The 22,604-nt window shown below is 41.7% G+C and carries 18 protein-coding genes; 2 read left to right on the top strand and 16 right to left on the bottom strand.

Annotation, left to right across the window (positions count from 1 at the left end):
• Positions 1 to 41: 41 nt before the first annotated feature.
• The 16 genes from CD03_RS35945 to coaBC form a co-directional block, all read right to left on the bottom strand.
• Positions 42 to 914 carry a VOC family protein gene (locus CD03_RS35945; RefSeq protein WP_052377749.1) on the bottom strand — a complete coding sequence of 291 codons (873 nt, stop codon included), beginning with the start codon at positions 912 to 914 and terminating at the stop codon, positions 42 to 44.
• Positions 915 to 1,046: 132 nt separating this feature from the next.
• On the bottom strand, positions 1,047 to 1,598 hold the full coding sequence (locus CD03_RS35940) for a transposase (protein WP_027293457.1): 552 nt from the start codon (positions 1,596 to 1,598) through the stop codon (positions 1,047 to 1,049).
• A 302-nt stretch (positions 1,599 to 1,900) separates the two neighbouring features.
• Positions 1,901 to 5,698, bottom strand: coding sequence for a phosphoribosylformylglycinamidine synthase (locus CD03_RS0109675; RefSeq protein ID WP_027293456.1), 3,798 nt, complete (start codon positions 5,696 to 5,698; stop codon positions 1,901 to 1,903).
• A 98-nt stretch (positions 5,699 to 5,796) separates the two neighbouring features.
• Entirely contained in the window at positions 5,797 to 8,148 is a 2,352-nt protein-coding gene (locus CD03_RS0109670) for an ATP-dependent DNA helicase (RefSeq protein WP_027293455.1), read from the bottom strand.
• A 216-nt stretch (positions 8,149 to 8,364) separates the two neighbouring features.
• A complete protein-coding gene (locus tag CD03_RS0109665; RefSeq protein WP_027293454.1) occupies positions 8,365 to 8,592 on the bottom strand; it encodes an HPr family phosphocarrier protein in 228 nt (75 codons plus the stop codon).
• A gap of 257 nt (positions 8,593 to 8,849) precedes the next feature.
• Positions 8,850 to 9,614, bottom strand: a complete 765-nt coding sequence (locus tag CD03_RS0109660) for a TIGR03915 family putative DNA repair protein (protein ID WP_027293453.1) — start codon at positions 9,612 to 9,614, stop codon at positions 8,850 to 8,852.
• Between the two features lie 40 nt (positions 9,615 to 9,654).
• Positions 9,655 to 10,986, bottom strand: coding sequence for a putative DNA modification/repair radical SAM protein (locus tag CD03_RS33065; protein ID WP_044289274.1), 1,332 nt, complete (start codon positions 10,984 to 10,986; stop codon positions 9,655 to 9,657).
• A gap of 106 nt (positions 10,987 to 11,092) precedes the next feature.
• Positions 11,093 to 11,683, bottom strand: coding sequence for a methyltransferase family protein (locus CD03_RS0109650; RefSeq protein ID WP_242849075.1), 591 nt, complete (start codon positions 11,681 to 11,683; stop codon positions 11,093 to 11,095).
• 208 nt (positions 11,684 to 11,891) lie between these two features.
• On the bottom strand, positions 11,892 to 12,728 hold the full coding sequence (locus tag CD03_RS0109640; protein ID WP_027293451.1) for an Mrp/NBP35 family ATP-binding protein: 837 nt from the start codon (positions 12,726 to 12,728) through the stop codon (positions 11,892 to 11,894).
• Positions 12,729 to 12,767: 39 nt separating this feature from the next.
• Entirely contained in the window at positions 12,768 to 13,955 is a 1,188-nt protein-coding gene (locus CD03_RS33060; protein ID WP_044289273.1) for an AI-2E family transporter, read from the bottom strand.
• Positions 13,956 to 13,971: 16 nt separating this feature from the next.
• Entirely contained in the window at positions 13,972 to 15,282 is a 1,311-nt protein-coding gene (locus tag CD03_RS0109630; RefSeq protein ID WP_242849074.1) for a TrkH family potassium uptake protein, read from the bottom strand.
• Positions 15,283 to 15,361: 79 nt separating this feature from the next.
• Complete coding sequence (locus tag CD03_RS0109625; RefSeq protein ID WP_027293449.1) at positions 15,362 to 16,309, bottom strand: alpha/beta hydrolase; 948 nt, start codon at positions 16,307 to 16,309, stop codon at positions 15,362 to 15,364.
• Positions 16,310 to 16,328: 19 nt separating this feature from the next.
• On the bottom strand, positions 16,329 to 18,113 hold the full coding sequence (locus CD03_RS0109620) for a hypothetical protein (protein WP_027293448.1): 1,785 nt from the start codon (positions 18,111 to 18,113) through the stop codon (positions 16,329 to 16,331).
• A gap of 41 nt (positions 18,114 to 18,154) precedes the next feature.
• Positions 18,155 to 19,072: an AAA family ATPase gene (locus CD03_RS0109615; protein ID WP_027293447.1), complete on the bottom strand. Its 918-nt coding sequence runs from the start codon at positions 19,070 to 19,072 to the stop codon at positions 18,155 to 18,157.
• Between the two features lie 71 nt (positions 19,073 to 19,143).
• The gene (locus CD03_RS0109610) at positions 19,144 to 19,371 is read right to left on the bottom strand and encodes a hypothetical protein (protein WP_027293446.1); all 228 of its coding nucleotides are present in this window, start codon (positions 19,369 to 19,371) and stop codon (positions 19,144 to 19,146) included.
• A gap of 86 nt (positions 19,372 to 19,457) precedes the next feature.
• A complete protein-coding gene (gene coaBC / locus CD03_RS33055) occupies positions 19,458 to 20,672 on the bottom strand; it encodes a bifunctional phosphopantothenoylcysteine decarboxylase/phosphopantothenate--cysteine ligase CoaBC (protein ID WP_044289864.1) in 1,215 nt (404 codons plus the stop codon).
• 356 nt (positions 20,673 to 21,028) lie between these two features.
• Here coaBC and CD03_RS0109600 point away from each other — a divergent pair, with 356 nt between their 5' ends.
• Positions 21,029 to 21,688: an ECF transporter S component gene (locus CD03_RS0109600; RefSeq protein ID WP_044289271.1), complete on the top strand. Its 660-nt coding sequence runs from the start codon at positions 21,029 to 21,031 to the stop codon at positions 21,686 to 21,688.
• A 120-nt stretch (positions 21,689 to 21,808) separates the two neighbouring features.
• Positions 21,809 to 22,579: a type III pantothenate kinase gene (locus CD03_RS0109595; protein WP_027293444.1), complete on the top strand. Its 771-nt coding sequence runs from the start codon at positions 21,809 to 21,811 to the stop codon at positions 22,577 to 22,579.
• The last annotated feature ends 25 nt before the right edge of the window (positions 22,580 to 22,604 follow it).

The following is a 22,604-nucleotide window of genomic DNA, read 5'->3' as shown; positions in this document are numbered from 1 at the left end:
GGTCAGCGGCCTGATTACCAAACCGCTTAGTCATTATACTATTAAATCCTTGAAAATGTCAAGCACTTTTTTTGATTAAATTCTACTTTTTCTCCGTCAGGACCAACTACCGTAAAAAACTTGACTCCAAACTCGAAAAACGGAAGTTCTTTTACCAGATAATCCAGGCTGTGAAGCCCGATCTTCTTCGCTTCATAAAAAGCTTCATCAATATCATATACATCCAGGGCAATGTGATCAATATGGCCTGCCCCTCTGGTTTTTAATTCTTCCAGACCTGCTCCTGCCATCTGTATTAATTCCAGAGTAAAACCTTTGAGATAAACAAAAGCAATCTCTATTCTTCCATCCGGTGTATCCAGATACCCTTCTCCCGTCTTACGGAAGCCAAGCTTTTCATAAAATACAATGGAATCCTTCAGGCTTCTTACTTTAACTGCAAGATGTGCCCAGCCCTGTAATCCGGATTTACAGCCATATTCCGCACTGTTATCGTGGCAGAATTCCACAACTTCGTGATTCGGTCCGACAAAATTTGCCCCTCTCACCCCCTTCGTGCCAAGATGCTCATAACAGGTAATCCCGTTACTGGTAGATGCATGATATTTCAATCCTTTTTTTAAAGCCAGTTCCACACATTTTTCTAAATCCGGTGTATCAATTGCATAATGGTCTAAAATGCCGTCTTTTCTTTTAGCCACTTCAGCCAATTCGCTGCCGGAAGGCTGAAATAACTCCAAAACCAGATCACCCAGCTGCAGAAAAGCGACATCAATTTTATAGGGATTCATTACTATTTTTTCATGAAATTTTTTAAATCCCAGATTCTCTTCATACCAGGCAACAGCCTCTTTTAAATTTACTACCGGTATCCCCAGATGCTGAACTCCGGTTATATTCTCACTCAAGTTCATAGCCTGTCCTCCTTGCCATTTTCTTACTTTATTGTAGCACAACTATCGGCAATGAGAAACCTTAATTTTTCTTTAATTTTTCCAAAATAGCATTATAGTAATTCCTTTTTTTCGTTATTATATATATAGGAATTAAATCTGCCTGTATTCCCTTCGGTGATAGCCTTTGAATTTATACAAGGCTGTTTCCTGATCTGCATCCAGATAATTCATCCAAACTTCTGTATCAATAATTCCGGTTTTATATCTGCCAATGTAGTCATTGTAACTGCACCACCAGTAATCTCCCAGATTTTTTACAGTATGACAGACAACCGGAATCAAATGTATCTTACCACAATATTTAAATACATTCACCCAGCCTTCGATTTCCTCGCTTTCATAATATCCGCAGATCCGCTTCTGAAGCCGGTGATCTGCATTTTGATTATAATAACGGGAAAACTCTCTGGTTACTTCTTTCAGCACTTTTGTATTCACCCTGCTATTGTGCGTACTGATCACCATATGTACTTCTGTATCAGTGATACAATATGCAAAAATCCGGAATTCTATTTTTCGCCGGACTAAGGCGACAATATCCAGAAACTTTTTCTTGTCAATTTCATCTGCAAATACATTTTTTTGATTTTTCCATTTTAGATTTGAATAATAGACGTGCGTATCCCTCACTATACGTGGCATTAGATTGCCCTCCTTCATATCAGCAAATTTTCATATACTCCATTTCTCACTTTTACTGCCCCTCTTAGTCCTATGATGGTGCAGTGACAATATATCCCATTTTTCGACAAATTGCAATATGTTTTAATTTTTTGCAATAAGTTGTGTCAATTATTGCTTTTTCTTATTCCACAAGAAACATTCTGAATCTTAAGTGCCACGTTTCGTTGCTGTTTTATACAGGATTCGACAAGGTAATCTGGGTCGTTTGGGCCTAAAAAAACAGGCATCCCGCGAAAAAGCGGAATACCTGCCTCTATTTTTTATTTAAAATAAGCTACACCGGATTCAAAGATTTTCAGATCCTGTTCTCCGTAAATATTAATTGCCACAGAAGCATCACGTCTTTCTGAATGTGCCATTTTACCAAATACACGGCCATCCGGGCTTGTAATACCTTCGATGCAGCAATAAGAACCATTTACGTTCCATTCGCCATCTGCGCTCAGTTCTCCGTCAGCATTTACATACTGAGTGGCTACCTGTCCATTGGCAAATAGTTTCTGCAGCCATTCTTCATTTGCTACAAATCTTCCTTCCCCGTGAGAAGCCGGGTTTACATAGGTCTTTCCAAGTTCCGCCTGTGCAAGCCAGGGAGATTTATCGGAAACTACTTTTGTATATACCATTTTGGAAATATGGCGTCCAATGGTATTGAAAGTCAATGTCGGCGAATCGGCAGTCTGTCCTGTAATTTCTCCGTTTGGTACCAGCCCCAGTTTAATCAGAGCCTGGAATCCGTTACAGATACCAAGTGCCAGACCGTCTCTCTCATTTAATAATTTCATAACTGCTTCTTTGATTTTCGCATTCTGGAATGCGGTAGCAAAGAATTTTGCAGATCCGTCCGGTTCATCACCTGCAGAGAATCCACCCGGGAACATAATCATTTGGGAGCTGTTAATTGCTTTTTCAAAGATATCAACAGAATCACGAATATCAGCAGCACTTAAGTTTTTGAAGACTTTTACAATGACGTCTGCTCCGGCACGTTCAAATGCCTTCGTGCTGTCATATTCACAGTTGGTTCCTGGGAATACAGGTATAAATACCGTTGGTTTCGCCACTTTATTTTTACATGTATAGACATTTTTCCCATGAAACAGACCATTTTCGATCACTGCATCTTCAACTGCGGATGTTACACTTATCGTAGATGGAACATCTGATTCTTCAGAATCCGGTACAGACTTAAATACTTTTTCCAATGTTCCGGTCCAGCTTTCCAAAGCTTCCTCCAAAGTGATCCTGGTATCTGCATATTCAAATACCGGAGTATCCAGTACTTCACCGATTACGGTATAGGAAATGGAAAGTTCTCCTACTTTACCATCCGGTACTTCTGCCACAATATTACCAAATCCTGCTGCAAACAGATCTCTCTTGTCTACATTATGCTCTATTCTTACTCCCATATGGTTTCCAAATGCCATTTTACTTACTGCTGCAGCCAGTCCTTTGGCATCCAGTGTATATGCGGAAATAATCTTTCCAGCTTTTACATCTTCAAAGAACCTGCCATACTGATCCATGATCTGTGTATAATCAGGCAGATCATATTGATCTGTCTCTATCTTTAACAATACCAGCTTACTTCCGGCTCTTTTAAGTTCCGGTGTGATTATGTGTTTGTCACTGGCAACGTCTACTGCAAAAGATACTAAGGTAGGCGGTACGTCAATTTCATTAAAGGAACCGGACATACTGTCTTTTCCGCCGATGGATGGAAGTCCAAATCCAAGCTGTGCGCTGTATGCACCTAAAAGTGCTGCAAACGGCTGGCTCCAACGGGAAGGATCTTCTGTCATACGTCTGAAATATTCCTGGAATGTAAAACGGATTTTGCTGTAATCCCCGCCTGCTGCCACTATTTTTGCAACAGATTCCAGAACTGCATATACAGCACCGTGATATGGACTCCAGCTTGATAAGTACGGATCAAATCCATAGCTCATCATGGTTACGGTATCTGTCTTTCCTTTTAATACCGGAAGCTTCGCTACCATAGCCTGGGTTTCTGTCAGCTGATATTTTCCTCCAAATGGCATAAATACAGAGCCTGCTCCGATGGAACCGTCGAACATTTCAACAAGTCCCTTCTGGGAACACGTATTTAAATCTTTCAGCGTATCCAGCCATTTTTCCCTGACATCCCCTACTTCTTCTCTTACAAAGAATTTATCCTGCTCGGATGGGATATCTACCGAGACACTGGTTTCCTGATGAGCACCGTTGGTATCTAAGAATGCTCTGGAAATATTAACGATCTCTTTTTCTCTCCAGATCATAACCAGTCTCTTCGCTTCCGTTACGACTGCCACTTCGATTGCTTCCAGGTTTTCTTCAACTGCATAAGCCAGGAACTGCTCTGCGTCTTTTGGATCCACTACAACTGCCATTCTCTCCTGTGACTCTGAAATCGCAATTTCTGTTCCATCCAGACCTGCATATTTTTTCGGGACTTTATCCAGGTAAATATGAAGTCCATCCGCTAATTCTCCGATTGCAACGGATACTCCGCCTGCACCAAAGTCATTACATTTTTTAATTAACTTACTTACTTCTCCACGGCGGAACAGACGCTGGATTTTACGTTCCGTTGGTGGATTTCCTTTTTGTACCTCTGCACCGCAGGTTTCAATGGATTCCTCCGTATGTACCTTGGATGATCCGGTTGCACCGCCGCAGCCGTCACGTCCGGTACGTCCGCCCAGCAGGATAATAATATCACCCGGATCAGATGTCTCACGGATAACGGCTTTTCTTGGAGCTGCCCCCAGGACTGCACCGATTTCCATTCTCTTAGCAACGTAATTCGGATGATAAACTTCTTTTACCAGTCCCGTTGCAAGTCCGATCTGATTCCCATAGGAACTGTAGCCGTGTGCTGCGCTTCTTACAATCTTCTTCTGGGAAAGTTTTCCCTTTAAAGTCTCTTTAACAGACACCGTAGGATCAGCCGCTCCTGTTACACGCATTGCCTGATACACATAAGTACGTCCGGAGAGAGGATCACGGATCGCTCCGCCAAGGCAGGTTGCCGCACCGCCAAATGGTTCGATTTCAGTCGGATGGTTATGTGTTTCATTTTTAAAGTTGATCAGCCATTCTTCTGTCACACCGTCGATTTCTACCGGCACAACAATACTGCAGGCATTGATTTCATCTGATTCTTCCTGATCCTCCAGTTTTCCTTCTTTTTTCAGCTTGCGCATCGCCATCAGAGCAAGATCCATCAGGCAGACAAATTTATCGTCTCTTCCTTTAAAGATTTCTTCTCTATCCTTTAAATACTGCTGATAAGTTCCAACGATCGGATCTTTATAATAACCTTCTCCAAATACTACATCTTTTAATTCCGTTGAGAAAGTAGTATGGCGGCAGTGATCGGACCAGTATGTATCCAGTACACGGATCTCTGTCATGGAAGGATCTCTTTTTTCTTCACCCTTGAAATAATTCTGGATATGTTTGAAATCCTTAAATGTCATAGCCAGATTTAAAGAACCATAAAGCTCTTCTAACTTTTCTTCGTCCATTATGGTGAATCCGTCAAATATTTTCACATCTGCAGGCTCATCAAACTTCGTTACCAGAGTCTGTGGCTTTACCATGTCAGTTTCTCTGGAATCTACAGGATTGATACAATAGGATTTGATTGCTTCGAATTCTTCCTCGTTAATGCTTCCTTCCAATACGTAGGTAGTAGCTGAACGGATAATCGGTTCTTCATCCTCATTCAGGAACTTTACACACTGTACTGCGGAATCTGCCCTCTGGTCAAATTGTCCCGGAAGGAATTCTACCGAAAACACTTTTGCCCCATCTGCTATATCAAAACTCTCTTCATATAAGGTATCTACCGGCGGTTCGGAAAATACCGTATTGCAGGCAGCTTTATAAACTTCGTCGGAGATATTCTCCACATCATAACGAATCAATACACGAACACCTGTTAATGAACTGATTCCTAAATAACTGTGAATCTCATGTCTTAATTCTTTTGCCTGCACTGCATATGCCGGCTTCTTCTCCACGTACACTCTTCTAACGTTGCTCATAGGTTCCTCCATGCTTTTGTGATTATTTCTTAGGTTTAACTTCTTTTTTATTCTACCACCTGGTGGTAGTTATGGCAAGGAGGGTTTTTCGTTAAAATTTACGGGGCATTTCTTTCCTGCCAAAACGCCTCCAGCTTCCCCTCCAGATTATCCAGTCGGCAAGTCTCATAGTTATCCCACTCCCTTGGGAACAGATACTGGTACTGCCTCTGCATAAACCGTTCATCTAACAGCATGATCACCCCCTGGTCATCATCTGTCCTGATTACCCTGCCCGCTGACTGCAATACTTTATTCATTCCCGGATACAGATATGCATAAGAAAATCCATCCATATTCCGTTTATCATAATAATTTTTCAGAATTTCCCGTTCATTGCAAATCTGCGGTAATCCGGTACCAATGATCAGTGCTCCAATCAAACGGTCTCTTTTCAGATCAATCCCTTCGGAAAAGATCCCGCCCATTACGCAAAACCCTACCAGACTGTTCTTCTGCTCACGCTCAAATTCCTGCAGAAATTCTTCCCGTTCCTCTTCTTTCATATTGCTGCTCTGGCATATGCAAATCACATCTTCTCCCATCTCTTCCCGAAAGATTTCCTCTACTTCTGTCATCAGCTTATACGACGGAAAGAACACCAGATAGTTCCCTTTCTGTCCCTCTATGGTTTTTTTAATATACCATGCCATTTTCTGATATTCGCCAAAACTTCTTCTGGTATATTTACTGCTGATATCCGTACCGATTAATACCTTTTTTTTACCGGGATCGAAGGATGATTCTGCATAGATTGTATAGTCGTCTTCTGCTTCACTTAACAGCTCCATATAATATTTTACGGGAAGCAGCGTTGCCGAAAAGTATATGGTACTATTTCCTTTATCCAGACATTCCTGGATATTTTTTGACGTATCTATACAAAAAAGTTTTACCTTGAAGCGTCCATCCTCTTCCATTTCTGAATATATGACATAATTTTCATCCAACCGCTCATGGGTATCCAAAAATGCCCTTGCTTCAAAATAAAGATTTGTAATGATTTCTTTTACACTGGGTTGTTCCGATTCCTCCAGGAATTTTTCAATTTCAGCACACAAATTCATTAATGCAATGACAAGAGGACCTACATTTTCTAAAACTTCATAATTCTGGCACTCCCTTTTCATTTCCAGCATAATCTTATTACATTTTTCCAATTGGCGTTCCAGTTTCCTGCTGTATGGCTTAACGGCTCTTTTAACCTCCAGAAGCTCTTCTTTATACAGGCTTGCACTGAACATCTGCCTCCCACGTTCCACCAGGTTGTGGGCCTCATCTATCAGAAACAGATAATCTCCCTGCATCCCCTCCCCAAAAAAGCGCTTCAGACTGGCTCTGGGATCGAATACATAATTATAATCGCAGATAATGGCATCTACCCATACGGATAAATCCAATGATAATTCAAAGGGACATACCATCCATTTTTCTGCCTGCTCCAAAATATCCTCCCGAAAAAACCGGCTTTTTTCATTCAGAAGTTCATAGACGGCATCGTTGATCCTGTCATAGTGGCCCTTTGCATAGGGGCAGTCCTGAGGATTACAAAGAGTCTCTTCACAAGGGCATATTTTCTCTTTTGCCGTTAAGATAATCACTTTGTACTGAAGTCCCTGCTCTTTTAAAAGTTCAAAGGCTTCTGCCGCTACTGTTCTGGTAATGGTTTTTGCAGTCAGATAAAATATCTTATCTCCTAATCCTTCCCCCACCGCCTTCACTGCAGGGAATACCGTTGAAATCGTCTTGCCAACCCCGGTCGAAGCCTGAATAAATAATTTCTTTTTTCTTTGGATCGTGCGGTAAACAGCACCAGCCAATCCTTTCTGCCCATCTCTGTATTCAAAGGGAAATGCGATCTCCCTGATAGAATCTGTCCGTGTCTGTCTCCATTCCTTTTGAAAAACCGCCCATTTCTGATACTCCGCCACCAGTTTTTGAAACCATTCCTGCAGATCTTCAAATCTGTATTCCTGGTAAAACCGCTTTATCACCTCTGTATCCAGATTACAATAGGTCATCTGTACTCCTATATTTTCCAGCTTCTCTTCATTGGCATAAATATAGGCATAACACATTGCCTGTGCCAGATGAACCCCCACCGGTTCATTCAAAAACTCCAGATCCCGGTAAACACCTTTGATCTCATCAATCATGACCCCTGATTCATCTACCTGTATTCCGTCTGCCCTTCCCTCAATACTGATTGCAAAATTTTCAAACTCCACCAAATGTTTCAGCGGCACCTCTGCCTTATATGCCGCCCCCATCTGACCCTGGATTTTCCGGTGCAGCTTACTGCCAAGCTGCATAGCTTCTTTATCCGCCATCGCCCCTCTTCGATTATCTATATCACCGCTGCGCAAAATGAATTCTACCAGATTACGCACTGAAATCCGTATTACATCCAATTCCCTGTCTCCTCTTCCAACCGATTCCTGAAAATCGTTCTTAAAACAGTACTAACGATAGTATGTTCGTATATGGTTCTCATTATAGCACAAAAAGCGCATAACCTCTATCCAAGATTATGCGCTTGCTTTTCCATATGATGTGAAACGGCTTTTCGGGGTAAATCCCCCCGAAGTGGGGCGTGCAGATGGCGGAAATGAATATTCAAACCCGCTCTAAGATGCGCAATACTTACTTAATACATTCTCGAACTGCATATCTTCTCCGCCGTATTTTACAGTAAGTACACGTGTCAGGTCTAAGCTTAGCACACCTAATATAGATTTGGCGTCAATGACAACTCTGTTATAGAATACATCGATATCAAAATCACATTTACCTGCAGTTGATACAAATTCCTTTACTTCATTGATTTCGGAAAGCTTAATTTTCCTTTCTGACATACTTTTCACCTCACTTAACCATGTTTGACTAATTTATTTGTTGCCATATTATGTCATGTCAAAAAGAATTTGTCAACACTGCATTTTTGTGATCTTTTTATGGTATCGATTTCGCTCCGTCATTTTATCCAATTATATTAGAAAAGAATTTTTCAATCTATGAATTATAACTATTCTATTTCGTTTCCAACTCTGATGATTACCTACAACACCAGCAAATTATCTATGAATATCTTCCAAAATTTTACATATTAAAATTAAAATTCCAGCATGTATTTTCTTCGCTTTAATGGTACAAGTTTACGTTGCAGCTGCTGATTCTGACGTTCTTTGATACCAATACTGTTACAGAATCCTTTCCAAAGCTTTTGAAACTCCAGCTCCCTTTCCGATGCCCGGTATAAATCCTCCGGGTCGTTCACTTCGCCGGAAACCACTACCCACTCTTTTCCAATCTCATGCACCATAAGCATCTGATTAGTTTTATCAAATAACAAAAAATTTTCATTGGGAAAACGATTGGCAAAATGATCTCCGATTATAGGAATAATTTTATTTTCAGGCTCGATTACAGAACTGAGTATTTTATTTTGAAGTTCCTTAAACCGTATAAACCCCAGATAGTGATGTGCTTCATTCCCCACGCTTCGGGATAACTCAAATACTTTACATACATGAGGGTTTCCCAGGTTCTGTATCACCGGTCCCCGGTAATTACCGCTAAGCCCCAGCACAATCATGCGGTAAATTGCATCTGCTTTGTCATTCTCTTTGGACAGGGTGGCCTGATAAAGCGCCTCATAATCTTCTTCCACCATCTTTTCCCGTATTGTTCTGGCTACCTTAAATGCTTTCTCATGATCCACCGGAACATCCACATACCTTGCAAAAAGTTCATAATTAACATCCGTTCCTGTCTGCAGTGCCACATTGCCGTGCCCCAGCCTGCTGGCCCAAGCATCGTACACTCCGGTAAAGATACCATCCGTACTGTCTTCACATCTGAATATTGTCTTCTCCATATGCTTACCTCCTGATTTCTATAGAGCGTTCTTAAATTACTTATGCCTGAACAATCAGCTTTTGTGCATAAGCATTCATATTTGCATCTACGTTATAATCATCAAACAGGCTCAGCTGGCGATATCCGTTTGCTTCAAAGGGAAGCTTTTCTCCAACGCTCAACAGATTGCGCAGAATATAATCTTCATCAATTTTAACAGGATACATCATTCTTCCCTGACAGGTAATAAAATACAATGCTCTTTTGAGTACTACTCCCATCTTCTTTAAATCCTCAAACTTCAGATTCCCAAATCTTCTTGCCTGCACTATTCTTCTTGCCGATTTTGTTCCTATTCCGGGTACCCGTAGTAATGTAAAATAATCTGCCCGGTTAATTTCAATTGGAAAATTCTCCAGATGCCCCAATGCCCAGTCACATTTCGGATCAATCAGCACGTTAAAATTCGGCCGTTTTTCTGATAGCAGTTCTCCCGCCTGAAATCCGTAAAAACGCAGCAGCCAGTCAGCCTGATACAGCCGGTGTTCCCGTAAAAGGGGCGGTCCCCCCGGCAGCATGGGCAGATTTGAGTCTTCATTCACATGCACAAATGCAGAATAAAACACACGCTTTAAGTCAAACTTCTGATACAGGGACTCTGCTACCGAGATGATCTCATAGTCATTCTCCGGCGTCGCTCCGATAATCATCTGGGTACTCTGTCCTGCCGGCACAAATTTTGGTGCACTTCGATATACCGCCACGTCATATCGGTTCTCTTCCCGTCTGCTCTGAATCTGCCGCATAGGTGCCAGAATTGTTTTGCGGGACTTATGAGGCGCCAGCTTCTTCAGACCTTCTGACGTGGGGAGTTCCAGATTAATACTCATCCTGTCTGCCAGAAACCCGGTCTTATCTATTAAATCCTGGGAGGACCCCGGAATTGCTTTCACATGGATATATCCCTGAAAATGATATTCATTTCGCAGCTTATACAAAGTCTGATAAAGAAGCTCCATAGTATAATTTGGATTATGCAGTACCCCGGAACTTAAGAATAACCCTTCAATGTAATTTCTGCGGTAAAATTCCATTGTCAGCTCACATACTTCTTCCGGTGTAAAGGAAGTACGCACTACATCATTGGAAGCTCGGTTGATGCAGTACTTACAGTCAAATATGCATTCATTTGTAAATAAAATCTTTAACAGCGATATACATCTGCCGTCTGCTGAAAAACTATGGCAGATTCCCGGGGCTATACAATTGCCGATTCCTTTTCCATTTCCCTTGCGGTCAACACCGCTGGAAGTACAGGCCACATCATATTTCGCCGCATCCGATAAAATCTGTAATTTGTCATATACACTCATCGATTCCTGAATCTTCATATATAATCACACCCCGAACATTTGTTTGTATCTATTGTAGCACACGTTTGTCCGGGATGCAAGTTTTTTTCGAACATATATTCGTTTTTTATTTGTTGATGAACCCTTAGAAAAAGCAAAAATATCTTCCCGTTATCTGCTTATAGACGAGATACTCTTCGCCAAACACAATCTCAAGATATTTTTCTTCCTGTAAGATCTGAAGATGAAGCACCAGAATCGTACATACCGTCACGGCCAAAAGTACAGGATTAAAAAATGCGGTTAAGATTCCAAGATACATCAGATCAAATCCTAAGAATGCAGGATTCCTGCTATATTTATAGATGCCTTCTGTTATCATACTGGTATCTTCCTGATCCGGTATCCCTGCACGCCAGCTGTCTCTCATAGTCCACATGGCAATGATAAAGATTACTACTCCTGCTGCTGCCGCAATAATGCCTGCAATACGGATGAATTCATTAAAATACCAGTGTGTTCCTTTTAATATACTGCCCAGTTCAAAAAAAACAATAAGTACCGTCAACACACCCAATACTCTTTCCACCAAAAGCGTAACAAAGTCTTTTTTGCCTTTTCCCATCTGATTTGTCTTTATTCCCTTTTTTCTCTGAAATAGCATTTTTGAAAAGTATGCCCCATAAAAGCATATTAGAATAATAACTCCACTTATTTGCATAATACTCATTTTCATCCATACTCCTCCTCTTTCCATAACATATGTTCATCTGTTCACATATGATAACATATATTTCCATAAATGCAAAGTATTTTCTGAATTTATTATTTCATTTCAGGTGGTTTTTATTCCAAAATTTTCAATATCTGCAAATGGTATGTAGTTTACCCTCTGATATGCAAAACATGCAGTGCTGAAAAAGCCACTGCATGTAATATCATAACTATTTAATTTTCCGCAATGCTTCTGCAGCATCACTGATATACTCATTTTCGGCCTCTTCAAAACATCCTTCATCCGCCATTCTTGCGAATTCCGGATCGATCGGCATTTTGCCTAACAGTTCTACGTCCAGCTCTTTTGCAATGTCTTCAATATGGCTTTCTCCAAAGATCTTAATCTCTTTGCCGCAATCCGGACATTTTAAATAGCTGTAGTTTTCAACGATTCCAAGCACCCGGATGTTCATGCTCTTCGCCATACTGTATGCTTTCTTTACGATCATACGTACTAAATCCTGCGGGGAAGATACAATCACAATTCCATCTACCGGAAGTGACTGGAATACCGTAAGGGGGACATCACCTGTTCCCGGAGGCATATCCACAAGCAGATAATCCAGTTCTCCCCAGATTACGTCCGTCCAGAACTGTTTTACCATATTAGAAATTACCGGACCTCTCCAGATTACCGGAGCTTCCTCGTCCGGAAGCAGAAGGTTTACAGACATAACTTTAATATCATTTTTAGCGAGCATCGGATAAATTCCCTGATCGTCGCCCTGTGCAGGACCGTGGAGTCCATACATTTTAGGAATAGACGGACCGGTAATATCCGCATCCAGAATTCCTACCCGGTACCCCTGAGCGGTCAGCTTATTTGCAAGAGATGCGGTAACCATAGATTTACCAACTCCACCCTTACCGCTGACGATTCCGATTACATGTTTGATCTCCGTATAGATATTAGGTTCCACAAGAAAACTTTTCGGATTCTTGCTTGGACACCCTTCGCAACTTTCTTTGGTACAGCTTGAATTGCTGCATTCTTTTTCTGACATGATTTTTCCTCCTTAAAACTTATTATCTTTTTATATCCATCATTTCTGATTTTTTGATTTTTGAATTTTCTCTCCTACAGACTCAATGTACTTAGCTTCCGGAACAGCTTTCTTTTTTAATCTTCCATATACGGACTCCCGGAACAGTGCATATAGGACTGATACCAGTGGTACAAAGACCAGCATTCCGAAAAGTCCCATCAGGCTTCCGCCCAAAGTTACGGCAATCATAACCCAGAGGCTTGGCAGCCCTACGGAATTTCCAACAACTCTCGGATACATAAAGTGCTCATCTATCTGCTGAAGTACAATAATAAATACAACAAACCAAAGTGCTTTAATTGGGTTGGTTACCAGAATCAGCAGCGCTCCCAGTCCGGTACCGATAAACGCTCCAAGCACCGGAATTAAGGTTGTAAATCCAATCAGTACCGAAATACTGATCGCATATGGAAAATTGAATATTAACATTCCAATATAGCAGAGCAGTCCAAAGAGCAAGGCTTCCATACACTGCCCCGAAATAAACCCGGTAAATGTCCTGCTTGTCAGATGTCCGATTTCCGTAATTCGGTCCGCCCTGCCCTGAGGCAGATAAGCATACAAAATTTTACGGAACTGGGTACCCAGTTTTTCTTTTTGTGCCAAAATGTAAATAGAGAAAATGACCCCCAGCATGATAGTTGTCAGCACACCGATCACTGATGTTGCCACTCCAAGAGTGGAAGACAATACATTTGTAACCCCGCTTTGCAAGACTCCCAGCACCCGTTCTACGATAGACGGCCAATTCACTTCTAATTTTGAGATATAGTCCGTAATATCCGGATAGTTCTTCGCCAGACCTTTAAGCCAGCCGTCTAACTGGTCTATAAATTGCGGAAATCCCTGATTCAGTGACTTCACTGTGTTTACCATTTCCGGAATTACAGTCATAATAACAAATACGATAATTCCGATCGCAAGGGCATATGAAAGGATAATGCCGGTAAAACGAAGGACATTTTGCTTATCTTTAATCACTTTTCCCAGGTACTTCTCAAAAAACCGAAGGGGCACATTTAGCACGAATGCGATCGCACCACCCAAAATGATTGGTGAGCAAATGCCGATGACATAACTTAACCCCCGAAAGAGTAAGTCATGATTATTCAACCCCCAATACAGCACAATAGCAAAAGCGATTGCAATAAAAATAGTTTTCTTATTATTGATTTTAAATTCCAAGCTTTAAGCTCCTTCCTTATCCTACAAGTATTTTTTCCTGAGGAAGCTCGATTGGAGATATCTTTTTTCTTTCTGTAAAGGAAAGAGCAAATGACAGACTTCCTAATCTTCCGCAGTACATTAGTATCATAACTGCAATTCTTGAAACCGGCAGTAACTCTCTGGTAATCCCAGTGGTCATGCCTACCGTACCGATACCGGACATGGCTTCGAACATTACATCCGTAAGCTGCAGGGGCTGAATGGTACAAATCAGCATTACTGCCCCCAAAGAAAGAATTAGGTTAATACACAAAACTGCACTTGCCTTCTTAATGGCTTCATCATCTATCCGGCGCTTAAATATATTAATTCCTCTGGTCCGCATCATGGATGCACGCATGTACATGATAAATACCACAACCGTAGTTGTCTTGATACCTCCCGCTGTAGAACCGGGGCTGCCGCCAATAAACATCAAAATGGTTGTCAGAAGCTTACTGCTCTGGGACAGCGCCGCAGTATCGGTTGTATTAAATCCAGCCGTTCTAGCTGTTACTGAATCAAACATCGCGGTGAGAAAAGCTTCTCCATTCCCCATATGGGCTGATAAATTATTTCTCTCAAAGATGGCAAACAGAAATGCTCCGCCAAATACCAGAATACCGGTTGTAATGATAACAATTTTTGAATGTACATGAAATTTCTTAAAATGCCATTTATGAATGATAATATCATCCCACACCAAAAATCCAATTCCACCAATAATAACCAGAGACATGATTGTCAGGTTTACCAGCCAGTCCCCGGAATACTGCGTCAGGGAAGCATAGGGTTCATATTTCCCCATCAGGTCAAATCCTGCATTACAAAAGGCGGATATGGAATGAAAAATTCCGTTTCCAACTCCTTCAATCAGCCCGAATTCCGGAATAAATCGAATGGAAAGCAGTATTGCCCCGGTTCCTTCTATAATCAGGGTCCCAATCAATATCTTTTTTACGAATCCCACCACTCCGCCAAGCTGCATGGCATTGAGGCTCTCAGATATCAAGCCCCTTTCCCGAAGGCCAATCCTTCTGTGCAAAGCCATTGCAAGAAGCACTCCAAATGTCATAAACCCAAGCCCGCCAATCTGTATCATTGTAATAATGACAATCTGGCCGAAGAGACTCCAGTGGGTATACGTATCAACCACTACAAGCCCTGTGACACAGGAGGCACTCGTTGCTGTAAACATACAGTCTAAAAACGGCGTTACGGTCCCATTTCTACTGGAAACAGGAAGCATCAGAAGCAGTGTTCCACCCATAATCAGAAGAAAGAATCCCAGTGCAATAATCTGCATTTTTGATAGTTTCTTACGAGTTATTTTTATCATTCTGCCAATTCTGATTTCACCAATGTCCTACGCTCTAGAGACTGCTCTAGCCAAGACTTTTCAGGAAATCCAGAACCCTTTCTTCATATTCTTTTCTTGCAATATAATAGCTTTCCGCATGTGAGGCTCCTTTTACAATCCAGATCTGTTTTCTGGACGCACATGCATCGTAGATTTCTCTGCCCATGCTGGCGGGAACAAATCTATCCTTATCGCCATGAATAATGAATACAGGAATGTCTGTATTCGCTACTTCTTTTCTGGCATCACAGTCTTTAAAACCATACCCGGCTGTAAATTTATTAATCAGATTCACTACCGGCAAAACCGGATATACCGGACAATGATATTTATTCTTTAAAAGATACGCAAATTCTTCCCAGGGGGATGTGAATCCGCAGTCCGCCACAATTCCCTTTACGGAAGGAGGAAGACTTATGGAACTGGCCATTAGTACAGCTGCCGCTCCCATTGATATTCCATGCAGGTAAATAGAACATTTTCCATTATAACGGTCATGCAGAAAACGTGTCCAGCGGTAAACATCTTCCCGGTCCAGACAACCATATCCCACATATTTACCTTCGCTGGCGCCATGTGCTCTGTCATCCACCAACAGAACGTGATAACCGTTTTCATGGAAGAAATAGGACATGGCTGCATACTCATTATCCCCACAACTGGTATATCCATGTACTGCCAGCACAACTTTTTCTGAATCTTCTTTCGCCGGAAGCAGCACACCTTTTAACTTAAGTCCGTCAAAGGAAGTGATACTGACCGGCTCAGTTTTTTGCTGATCCAGCCATGCCAGCCTGTTGCGTATAAACGGCAGGGTTGTTTCCCAATGAGTTCCCGCTTTCGCTTCTTCCGTTGCATGTCTGGGTGGATTTTCCACTCTGGGCACTGCCCTTCTCCAGAAAGCATAGGAGCCTGCGCCTACTGCTGCGATCCCTGCTGCAATTGCTGCTTTTATTACTTTTGAAGTTTTCATAAACATCTACTCCTTTCTACTACCATTCCAATAGCTTCTTTAAATAAAGGCAAACGACATTTGAAAAGCTGCTGATATCACGGATATATGCAAAATCTTTCCCGAAAATCTTTTTCTCCGCTGCCAGGTCATGTTCTTTCCCTGCAAATACTCCCAATACAAATATTCCCATATTCCGAAGCTTTCGCACCTCGAAAGCAGTATCTGACACTGCATAATCCCCATGATACGGTTTGGGATTCCGACTACCTGGACGGTTTACAATCACATCATTCGGCCTGCCATCACTTAATACAATCAAAATTTTATTTTCTTCTTCCCGCTGATACAGGGAATCACCTGCCGCCCGGATTGCCAGACCATCACGGTTATTCGAAGACGTGGTATACTCAAATATCTTACGGTTTGCACTTCTGCTCTCGTCATATTCACGAAAACGCTGCATTACCGTATAATCCCAGAAGCTGCAAAAACTCATAACCCGGTGAGGAATCCCCACGTTACTAAGCGCCTCACTGATTATAAACGACTGAAGTGCTACCTGCCCCTGACGGTCCCTCTGGGATCCGCTGGCATCCATCAGAATATCCACTACAAATTCCGAAGAATTCTGCTTACATGCTTTTGTAAAGAGCTTCCCGGAATCTGCCCTGCCCACCCTCCACAGGCGGCTTGGAACAATCTGACCATAATCCGATTTTACATAATCGATCTCATTGCGAAGCATCAGGGAACGTCTAAGATTATCTGTCATAATTTCAATATTGCGTCTGGAAAGCGTTTTGCTGTTATGATAGACCAGACGATTCTTATCCGCCTGCTTTTTGGCATTTACATATTGTGCATTTACACGTACTGTATTTTCCAATACACCATCGGTATAATACAGGCTGCAGTCTGCATGGGCTCCGGTACACAATCGGTGATTGATACGCTTTTGTTCCAGCGGATTTAAATATGAACGGCCATAAGTCAATTCAATATACCCATAGACTTTTGCAGCTGCTTTCTCATCCAGGATAATTACACGCTGACCGCTTTTTTTCTTTTCCTGCTCCAAAGACTCTTCTTCCTGCATTTCATCAAAGGAAGTAACCTGATTGCCCACCTGCTCCAGGTACTGTTCCAGCAAATCTTCATACATGTCTTCTTCTAACAGGTCTTTCCAGTCAAACTCTTTCAGATCCTCAAATGTAACCGCAAGAACGTGTTCCAGGTCCCCATGCTTTTTCACAAAATTTTTGTCTACTACAGTGTTATAAAGATGATCCACCGTTTTAATAATCTCCATGGTATCCTGTACTTCTTCAAGCTGCCTTACCGTCTCTGCCGTATCCAGAATCATCTTCTCCGCCGTGAGATTACCGGTGAGCGCCTGGCGCATCAGACAGATCTTTACTCTGCCCATAAAAGACTGGGTCATTTTCCCAAAGTCATAATCTAATATAGCTTCAAACGCTTTTTTACGTATTCTAGGCACTCCCGGCCGTTCCGCTGATACTTTTCTGACAGATGCAGCATCAACGCAGATCTGCGCAATATTCATAAGCTGGGCTTCTTCTGCACCGTAGTATACCTTCTTAACAATATACATCGCAAACTGATCTTTGTCAAAAAAGCGGGCAAAAGCTCCCTGCTTTATTGCATCATAAAGGGATATATATTTAGACTTGCGAAAAGAAGCCACATCCAGCTTTACATCCAGCTGGTAATCGCCGCTTACTGTCCACATCAGATTCTTTATTCGGTTTTCTATCTCTATTTCATCCTCAAGGGGATCTGTATTCTGTTCTAAATCTGTCATCTGTCTACCTCAAAACTGTTATACTGCCAGTGACTATATCTTCAAAATATACTGGCACTGCTCCAGTCCTCCGGAATACGCGTCATTACGATATCTTCAATGAGTTCCCGTTCAAATATATCAAAACTCTTATTGATGATCCCCATGCGTATAGCCAGTTCCGGCGCAAGTCCTGCCTGAATCGTTTTGATCGCCCCAATCAATCCGCGAAGATCCAGCGGTTTTGTAGAAATCTCATTATTAGAAGCTTTCTCCTGTAAATCCATAAATACACCTGTCAGCTGCTTCAGCCCGGTTCCTTTAGCATCCGGGAAAAGTTCTATTAATATTTGCAGAAGCGTTTCCTCTGTAACCGGAGGCATATCAATTACCATAAACCTGGAAACCAACGCTTCATTTAATTCCTTTGTACCTGCATATCCGTAATTCATGGTTCCTATAAAACGAGCCGCTTCGTGCAGTTCGATTTTTTCATATCCCGGAATATCGATCATTCTCCGGTAATCCAGGGTTGCATGCAATACGGATACCGCATCATTTTTTGCCATGTTAATTTCATCAAAAATTCCAAAGCCGCCATTTACGGCACATTCATATACCGGACCGGTACGCAGCTGAACCTCGTTATTTTTAAATGTATCCGTTCCGATCAAAGAGGAACTGTCTGTATTCACATTAAACGATATATTATAGGAAGGCCTTCCAAATATATATGCCAGATTTTCAGCCAGGACATTCTTTCCGGTAGCCTTAGTTCCGGAAAGTAATACATTTTCGCCCTGAAGAAGGGCTGTTGCTGCCATTTCAAATACTTCTTTTCCAAGAAACGGTATCTGCGGCTTTACAATACGGTTTGTAAATCTCTCTTCTGCCGGGTATTTCTTCCGGAACTTTTCTATATCCGCTAACAGCCCTTCGCTTACCTGCTGCTCTTTCAACGACGCAAATATCTGTTCCATGTTTTCCTCCTGTGATTTCACATTTCTTATTTGCAAAAGTGGATACATCTAAATGTACCCACCCAATTTTCTTATATTTCTGTAAAAGAATAACGCTGTTTAATTCCGGATGCCATAATATCAAAGACGATCGTGCCGTCTATTAAAACGGATTTCTCAAATGATACGTTTTTCCCTTTAAATTTATCCAGGATGAACTGTTCCGGATCTTCTGTATCAATTTCATCCACAAAGATGTCCCGCATTTGATTGTTGGAACATTGATTATATATTTCCCAGACTGTTTCGTAGCTCTTCATATGAATCCTCCCAGACATTTCTGAACTTCCACGGTTGCAGCGCGCAGACTGTATGATCAGGCGGGCACTGTTTTTTCAAACACGTTCTAACAATAACCGTTCTGTTTCCCCCGGATTTCAACCATGATCTCATCTAAAATACAGTTTGCCGCATCTTCTTTTGACATGATGGAAAGCGGTATTTCTTTCTTTTCTGTTATAATTGTTACCACGTTGGTATCCGTACCAAATCCGGCACCATCCTCTTTCAGGTTATTTGCAATAATCATGTCCAGATTTTTCTTGTGGAGCTTACCCCTGGAATTCTCAAGCATATTTTCAGTCTCCATGGAGAATCCGCAGAGAAACTGTCCCTGCTTTTTGTGCTCACCTAAAAACTTTAATATATCATCTGTTCGTTCAAGCTCCAGAACCAATTTCTCCCCGGATTTTTTCACCTTTTCTTCGCTCACAAACTGAGGACGGTAATCTGCCACAGCGGCTGCTTTGATAATAAGCTGCTGCTGTTCATAACGGCTGCAGACCGCTTCGAACATCTCTCTTGCGCTCTCAATCTGAATTACTTCTACAAATGGCGGTTTCCCAACGCTTGTCTGTCCCGTAACCAGAGTTACCTTTGCACCTCTTAGCATACAGGCTCTGGCAACTGCATAACCCATTTTTCCGGTAGAATGATTGGTAATATAGCGAACCGGGTCTACCGCTTCCTGGGTAGGGCCTGCGGTTACTAAAACATTCATGCCTTCCATATCTTTTTCATGGGCGATTTCTTTTAGAACATAATCCAGAAGTACTTCTGCATCCGGCAGCTTTCCTTCTCCCACATCCTGGCATGCCAGCATTCCGGTAGCCGGGGCGATCACTTCAAAATCATTCATTTCCAGCTTTCTTAAATTATCCTGGACGATTTTATTCTGATACATACGGGTATTCATGGCTGGTGCCACTATTTTTTTACAGGTACATGCCAGAACGGTAGTTGTCAGCATGTCATCTGCCAGCCCGTAAGTGAGTTTCGCGATAACATTTGCCGTAGCAGGAGCCACAAGAACCAGATCCGCTTTTTTAGCCAGTGCCACATGTTCCACATTATATTGAAAATTCCGGTCAAATGTATCTACCAGACAGCGGTTATTCGTCAATGTCTCAAAGGTAATCGGATGAATAAAATTCATCGCATTTCTGGTCATAATAACATGTACATCACAGTGCAGTTTGACCAGCATACTTGCCAGATTCGCAATCTTATATGCCGCAATACTGCCTGTTACTCCTAAAATTACAGTTTTTCCTTTTAACATCTGTTTGTTCTTCCTCTCAAATCCTGTATATATTATCAAGTCAGATACCATGCCCAAGCGGCGGTTATCTGACCCTAGCAGCAGCCACCAGATGAACATGCGGACATGTCCGGCTGGCTTGCTGCACGCGGAAATAAACTTTTTAATCGGCGTTGATAGCGTTTATTTGAGTATTTTTGAAAACTCATGCCAATATTCTAACATATCTTTCTATAAAATGCACCTGTAATTTAAATCTTGTTTTTGGACACTGATCGTGCTATACTAACGCCGTAATTGTATTGTATCCCATAAAAGTGTGTCCTAAAAATGATTTTCAAGACACAATCCCGGGAATAATAACAAGGAGGAAAAAAATGAATAACACAAACACAGTAATGGCGAGAAAACCTCGCACACTGGGCATGGTACAGGTTGCACTGTTCGCAGCACTGATTATAATCCTTGCCTTCACACCATTTCTGGGGTATATCCCGCTGGGCTTTACGCGAGCGACGATTATCCACATACCGGTAATTATCGGTTGTCTTTTATTAGGTCCGAAAAAAGGTGCCCTTTTAGGGTTTGTATTTGGACTGACAAGCTTTATTAATAATACGATTAATCCAACAGTTACGTCCTTTGTTTTTTCGCCATTTTATACGCTTGGCGATATACATGGCGGCATTGGCAGTGTTATTATCTGTTTCGTTCCAAGAATTTTAGTTGGTATTGTACCTTATTATGTATATCACGGGCTTTACCGGCTGACCAGAAAAAGCAGCTCCGGTCTTCTGGTATCTCTGGGGGCAGCCGGACTGATTGGATCCCTGACAAATACGCTTCTGGTTATGAACCTGATCTTTGTATTTTTCAAAGATGCTTATGCCACAGCCAATAAAGTAGCTTCTGATGCAGTATACACATTCATCCTTTCCATCATTGGAATCAATGGTGTGCCGGAAGCAATCGTTGCTGCTATTCTGGTTGCCCTGATTGGACGTATTCTTTTAAAATCCAGAATCACACAGCAGTAAATTAACTGCCAGAGTGTGCTTGAATAATACCGTTAACCGGAACATGCAGATACATGAAATGCAATTTTCAAACAGACTCCAGATTATACATTCACAAAAGTTGCAAAAGGAGATACATTTATGATTCTAGCCATTGATATAGGAAATACAAACATTGTTATCGGATGCATTAAAAATGATAAAATCCTCTTCGTGGAACGTCTTTCCACAGACCATACACGAACGGAATTGGAATACGCCATAAGTTTTAAAAATGTCCTGGAAATGTATGCCCTGACCCCAAAAGAGGTAACCGGCTCTATTATCTCATCCGTTGTACCCCCGATCACGAATATTGTGCGGGATGCTGCCGAGAAAATCACCGGACACTCTGCCATGATTATCGGTCCCGGAGTCAAAACCGGCATGAATATCTTAATGGACAACCCTGCCACTGTAGGAAGTGACCTGATTGCCAATGCAGTTGCCGGCATTCACAAATACCCGCTGCCCCTGATTATTATTGACATGGGAACTGCTACTACAATTTCTGTAGTGGACGCGAAAAAAAATTATATTGGAGGCATGATCATTCCCGGAGTGAAAGTTTCTTCCTCCTCCCTGACCAGCCGCACTTCCCAACTGCCGAAAATAAGCATGGAAGCACCGAAAAAATTAATTGGTACAAGCACCATTGAATGTATGAAAAGTGGTTTGATCTATGGAAATGCATCCATGATCGATGGCATGATAACCAGAATCAATAAACAATTAGGGCAAAAAGCAACGGTTGTGGCAACCGGCGGACTGGCTAAAAGTATTGTTATCCACTGTGTGGAAGATATTATTCTGGATGATGAACTTCTGCTGAAAGGTTTGTTGTTGATTTATAAAAAAAATATGGGATTATAATCTATTTATAAAACAAGGGATCCGG

It is taken from the genome of Robinsoniella sp. KNHs210 (assembly GCF_000686105.1).
Lineage (GTDB): Bacteria > Bacillota > Clostridia > Lachnospirales > Lachnospiraceae > Robinsoniella > Robinsoniella peoriensis.
This window is presented reverse-complemented; position numbering and strand designations above follow the sequence as displayed.

Coding starts and splice junctions, on each gene's coding strand:
- CD03_RS35945 (WP_052377749.1), bottom strand. CDS start 914: ATGAACTTGAGTGAGAATATAACCGGAGTTCAGCATCTGGGGATACCG.
- CD03_RS35940 (WP_027293457.1), bottom strand. CDS start 1,598: ATGCCACGTATAGTGAGGGATACGCACGTCTATTATTCAAATCTAAAA.
- CD03_RS0109675 (WP_027293456.1), bottom strand. CDS start 5,698: ATGAGCAACGTTAGAAGAGTGTACGTGGAGAAGAAGCCGGCATATGCA.
- CD03_RS0109665 (WP_027293454.1), bottom strand. CDS start 8,592: ATGTCAGAAAGGAAAATTAAGCTTTCCGAAATCAATGAAGTAAAGGAA.
- CD03_RS0109660 (WP_027293453.1), bottom strand. CDS start 9,614: ATGGAGAAGACAATATTCAGATGTGAAGACAGTACGGATGGTATCTTT.
- CD03_RS33065 (WP_044289274.1), bottom strand. CDS start 10,986: ATGAAGATTCAGGAATCGATGAGTGTATATGACAAATTACAGATTTTA.
- CD03_RS0109650 (WP_242849075.1), bottom strand. CDS start 11,683: ATGAAAATGAGTATTATGCAAATAAGTGGAGTTATTATTCTAATATGC.
- CD03_RS0109640 (WP_027293451.1), bottom strand. CDS start 12,728: ATGTCAGAAAAAGAATGCAGCAATTCAAGCTGTACCAAAGAAAGTTGC.
- CD03_RS0109630 (WP_242849074.1), bottom strand. CDS start 15,282: ATGCAGATTATTGCACTGGGATTCTTTCTTCTGATTATGGGTGGAACA.
- CD03_RS0109625 (WP_027293449.1), bottom strand. CDS start 16,309: ATGAAAACTTCAAAAGTAATAAAAGCAGCAATTGCAGCAGGGATCGCA.
- CD03_RS0109620 (WP_027293448.1), bottom strand. CDS start 18,113: ATGACAGATTTAGAACAGAATACAGATCCCCTTGAGGATGAAATAGAG.
- CD03_RS0109615 (WP_027293447.1), bottom strand. CDS start 19,072: ATGGAACAGATATTTGCGTCGTTGAAAGAGCAGCAGGTAAGCGAAGGG.
- CD03_RS0109610 (WP_027293446.1), bottom strand. CDS start 19,371: ATGAAGAGCTACGAAACAGTCTGGGAAATATATAATCAATGTTCCAAC.
- coaBC (WP_044289864.1), bottom strand. CDS start 20,672: ATGTTAAAAGGAAAAACTGTAATTTTAGGAGTAACAGGCAGTATTGCG.
- CD03_RS0109600 (WP_044289271.1), top strand. CDS start 21,029: ATGAATAACACAAACACAGTAATGGCGAGAAAACCTCGCACACTGGGC.
- CD03_RS0109595 (WP_027293444.1), top strand. CDS start 21,809: ATGATTCTAGCCATTGATATAGGAAATACAAACATTGTTATCGGATGC.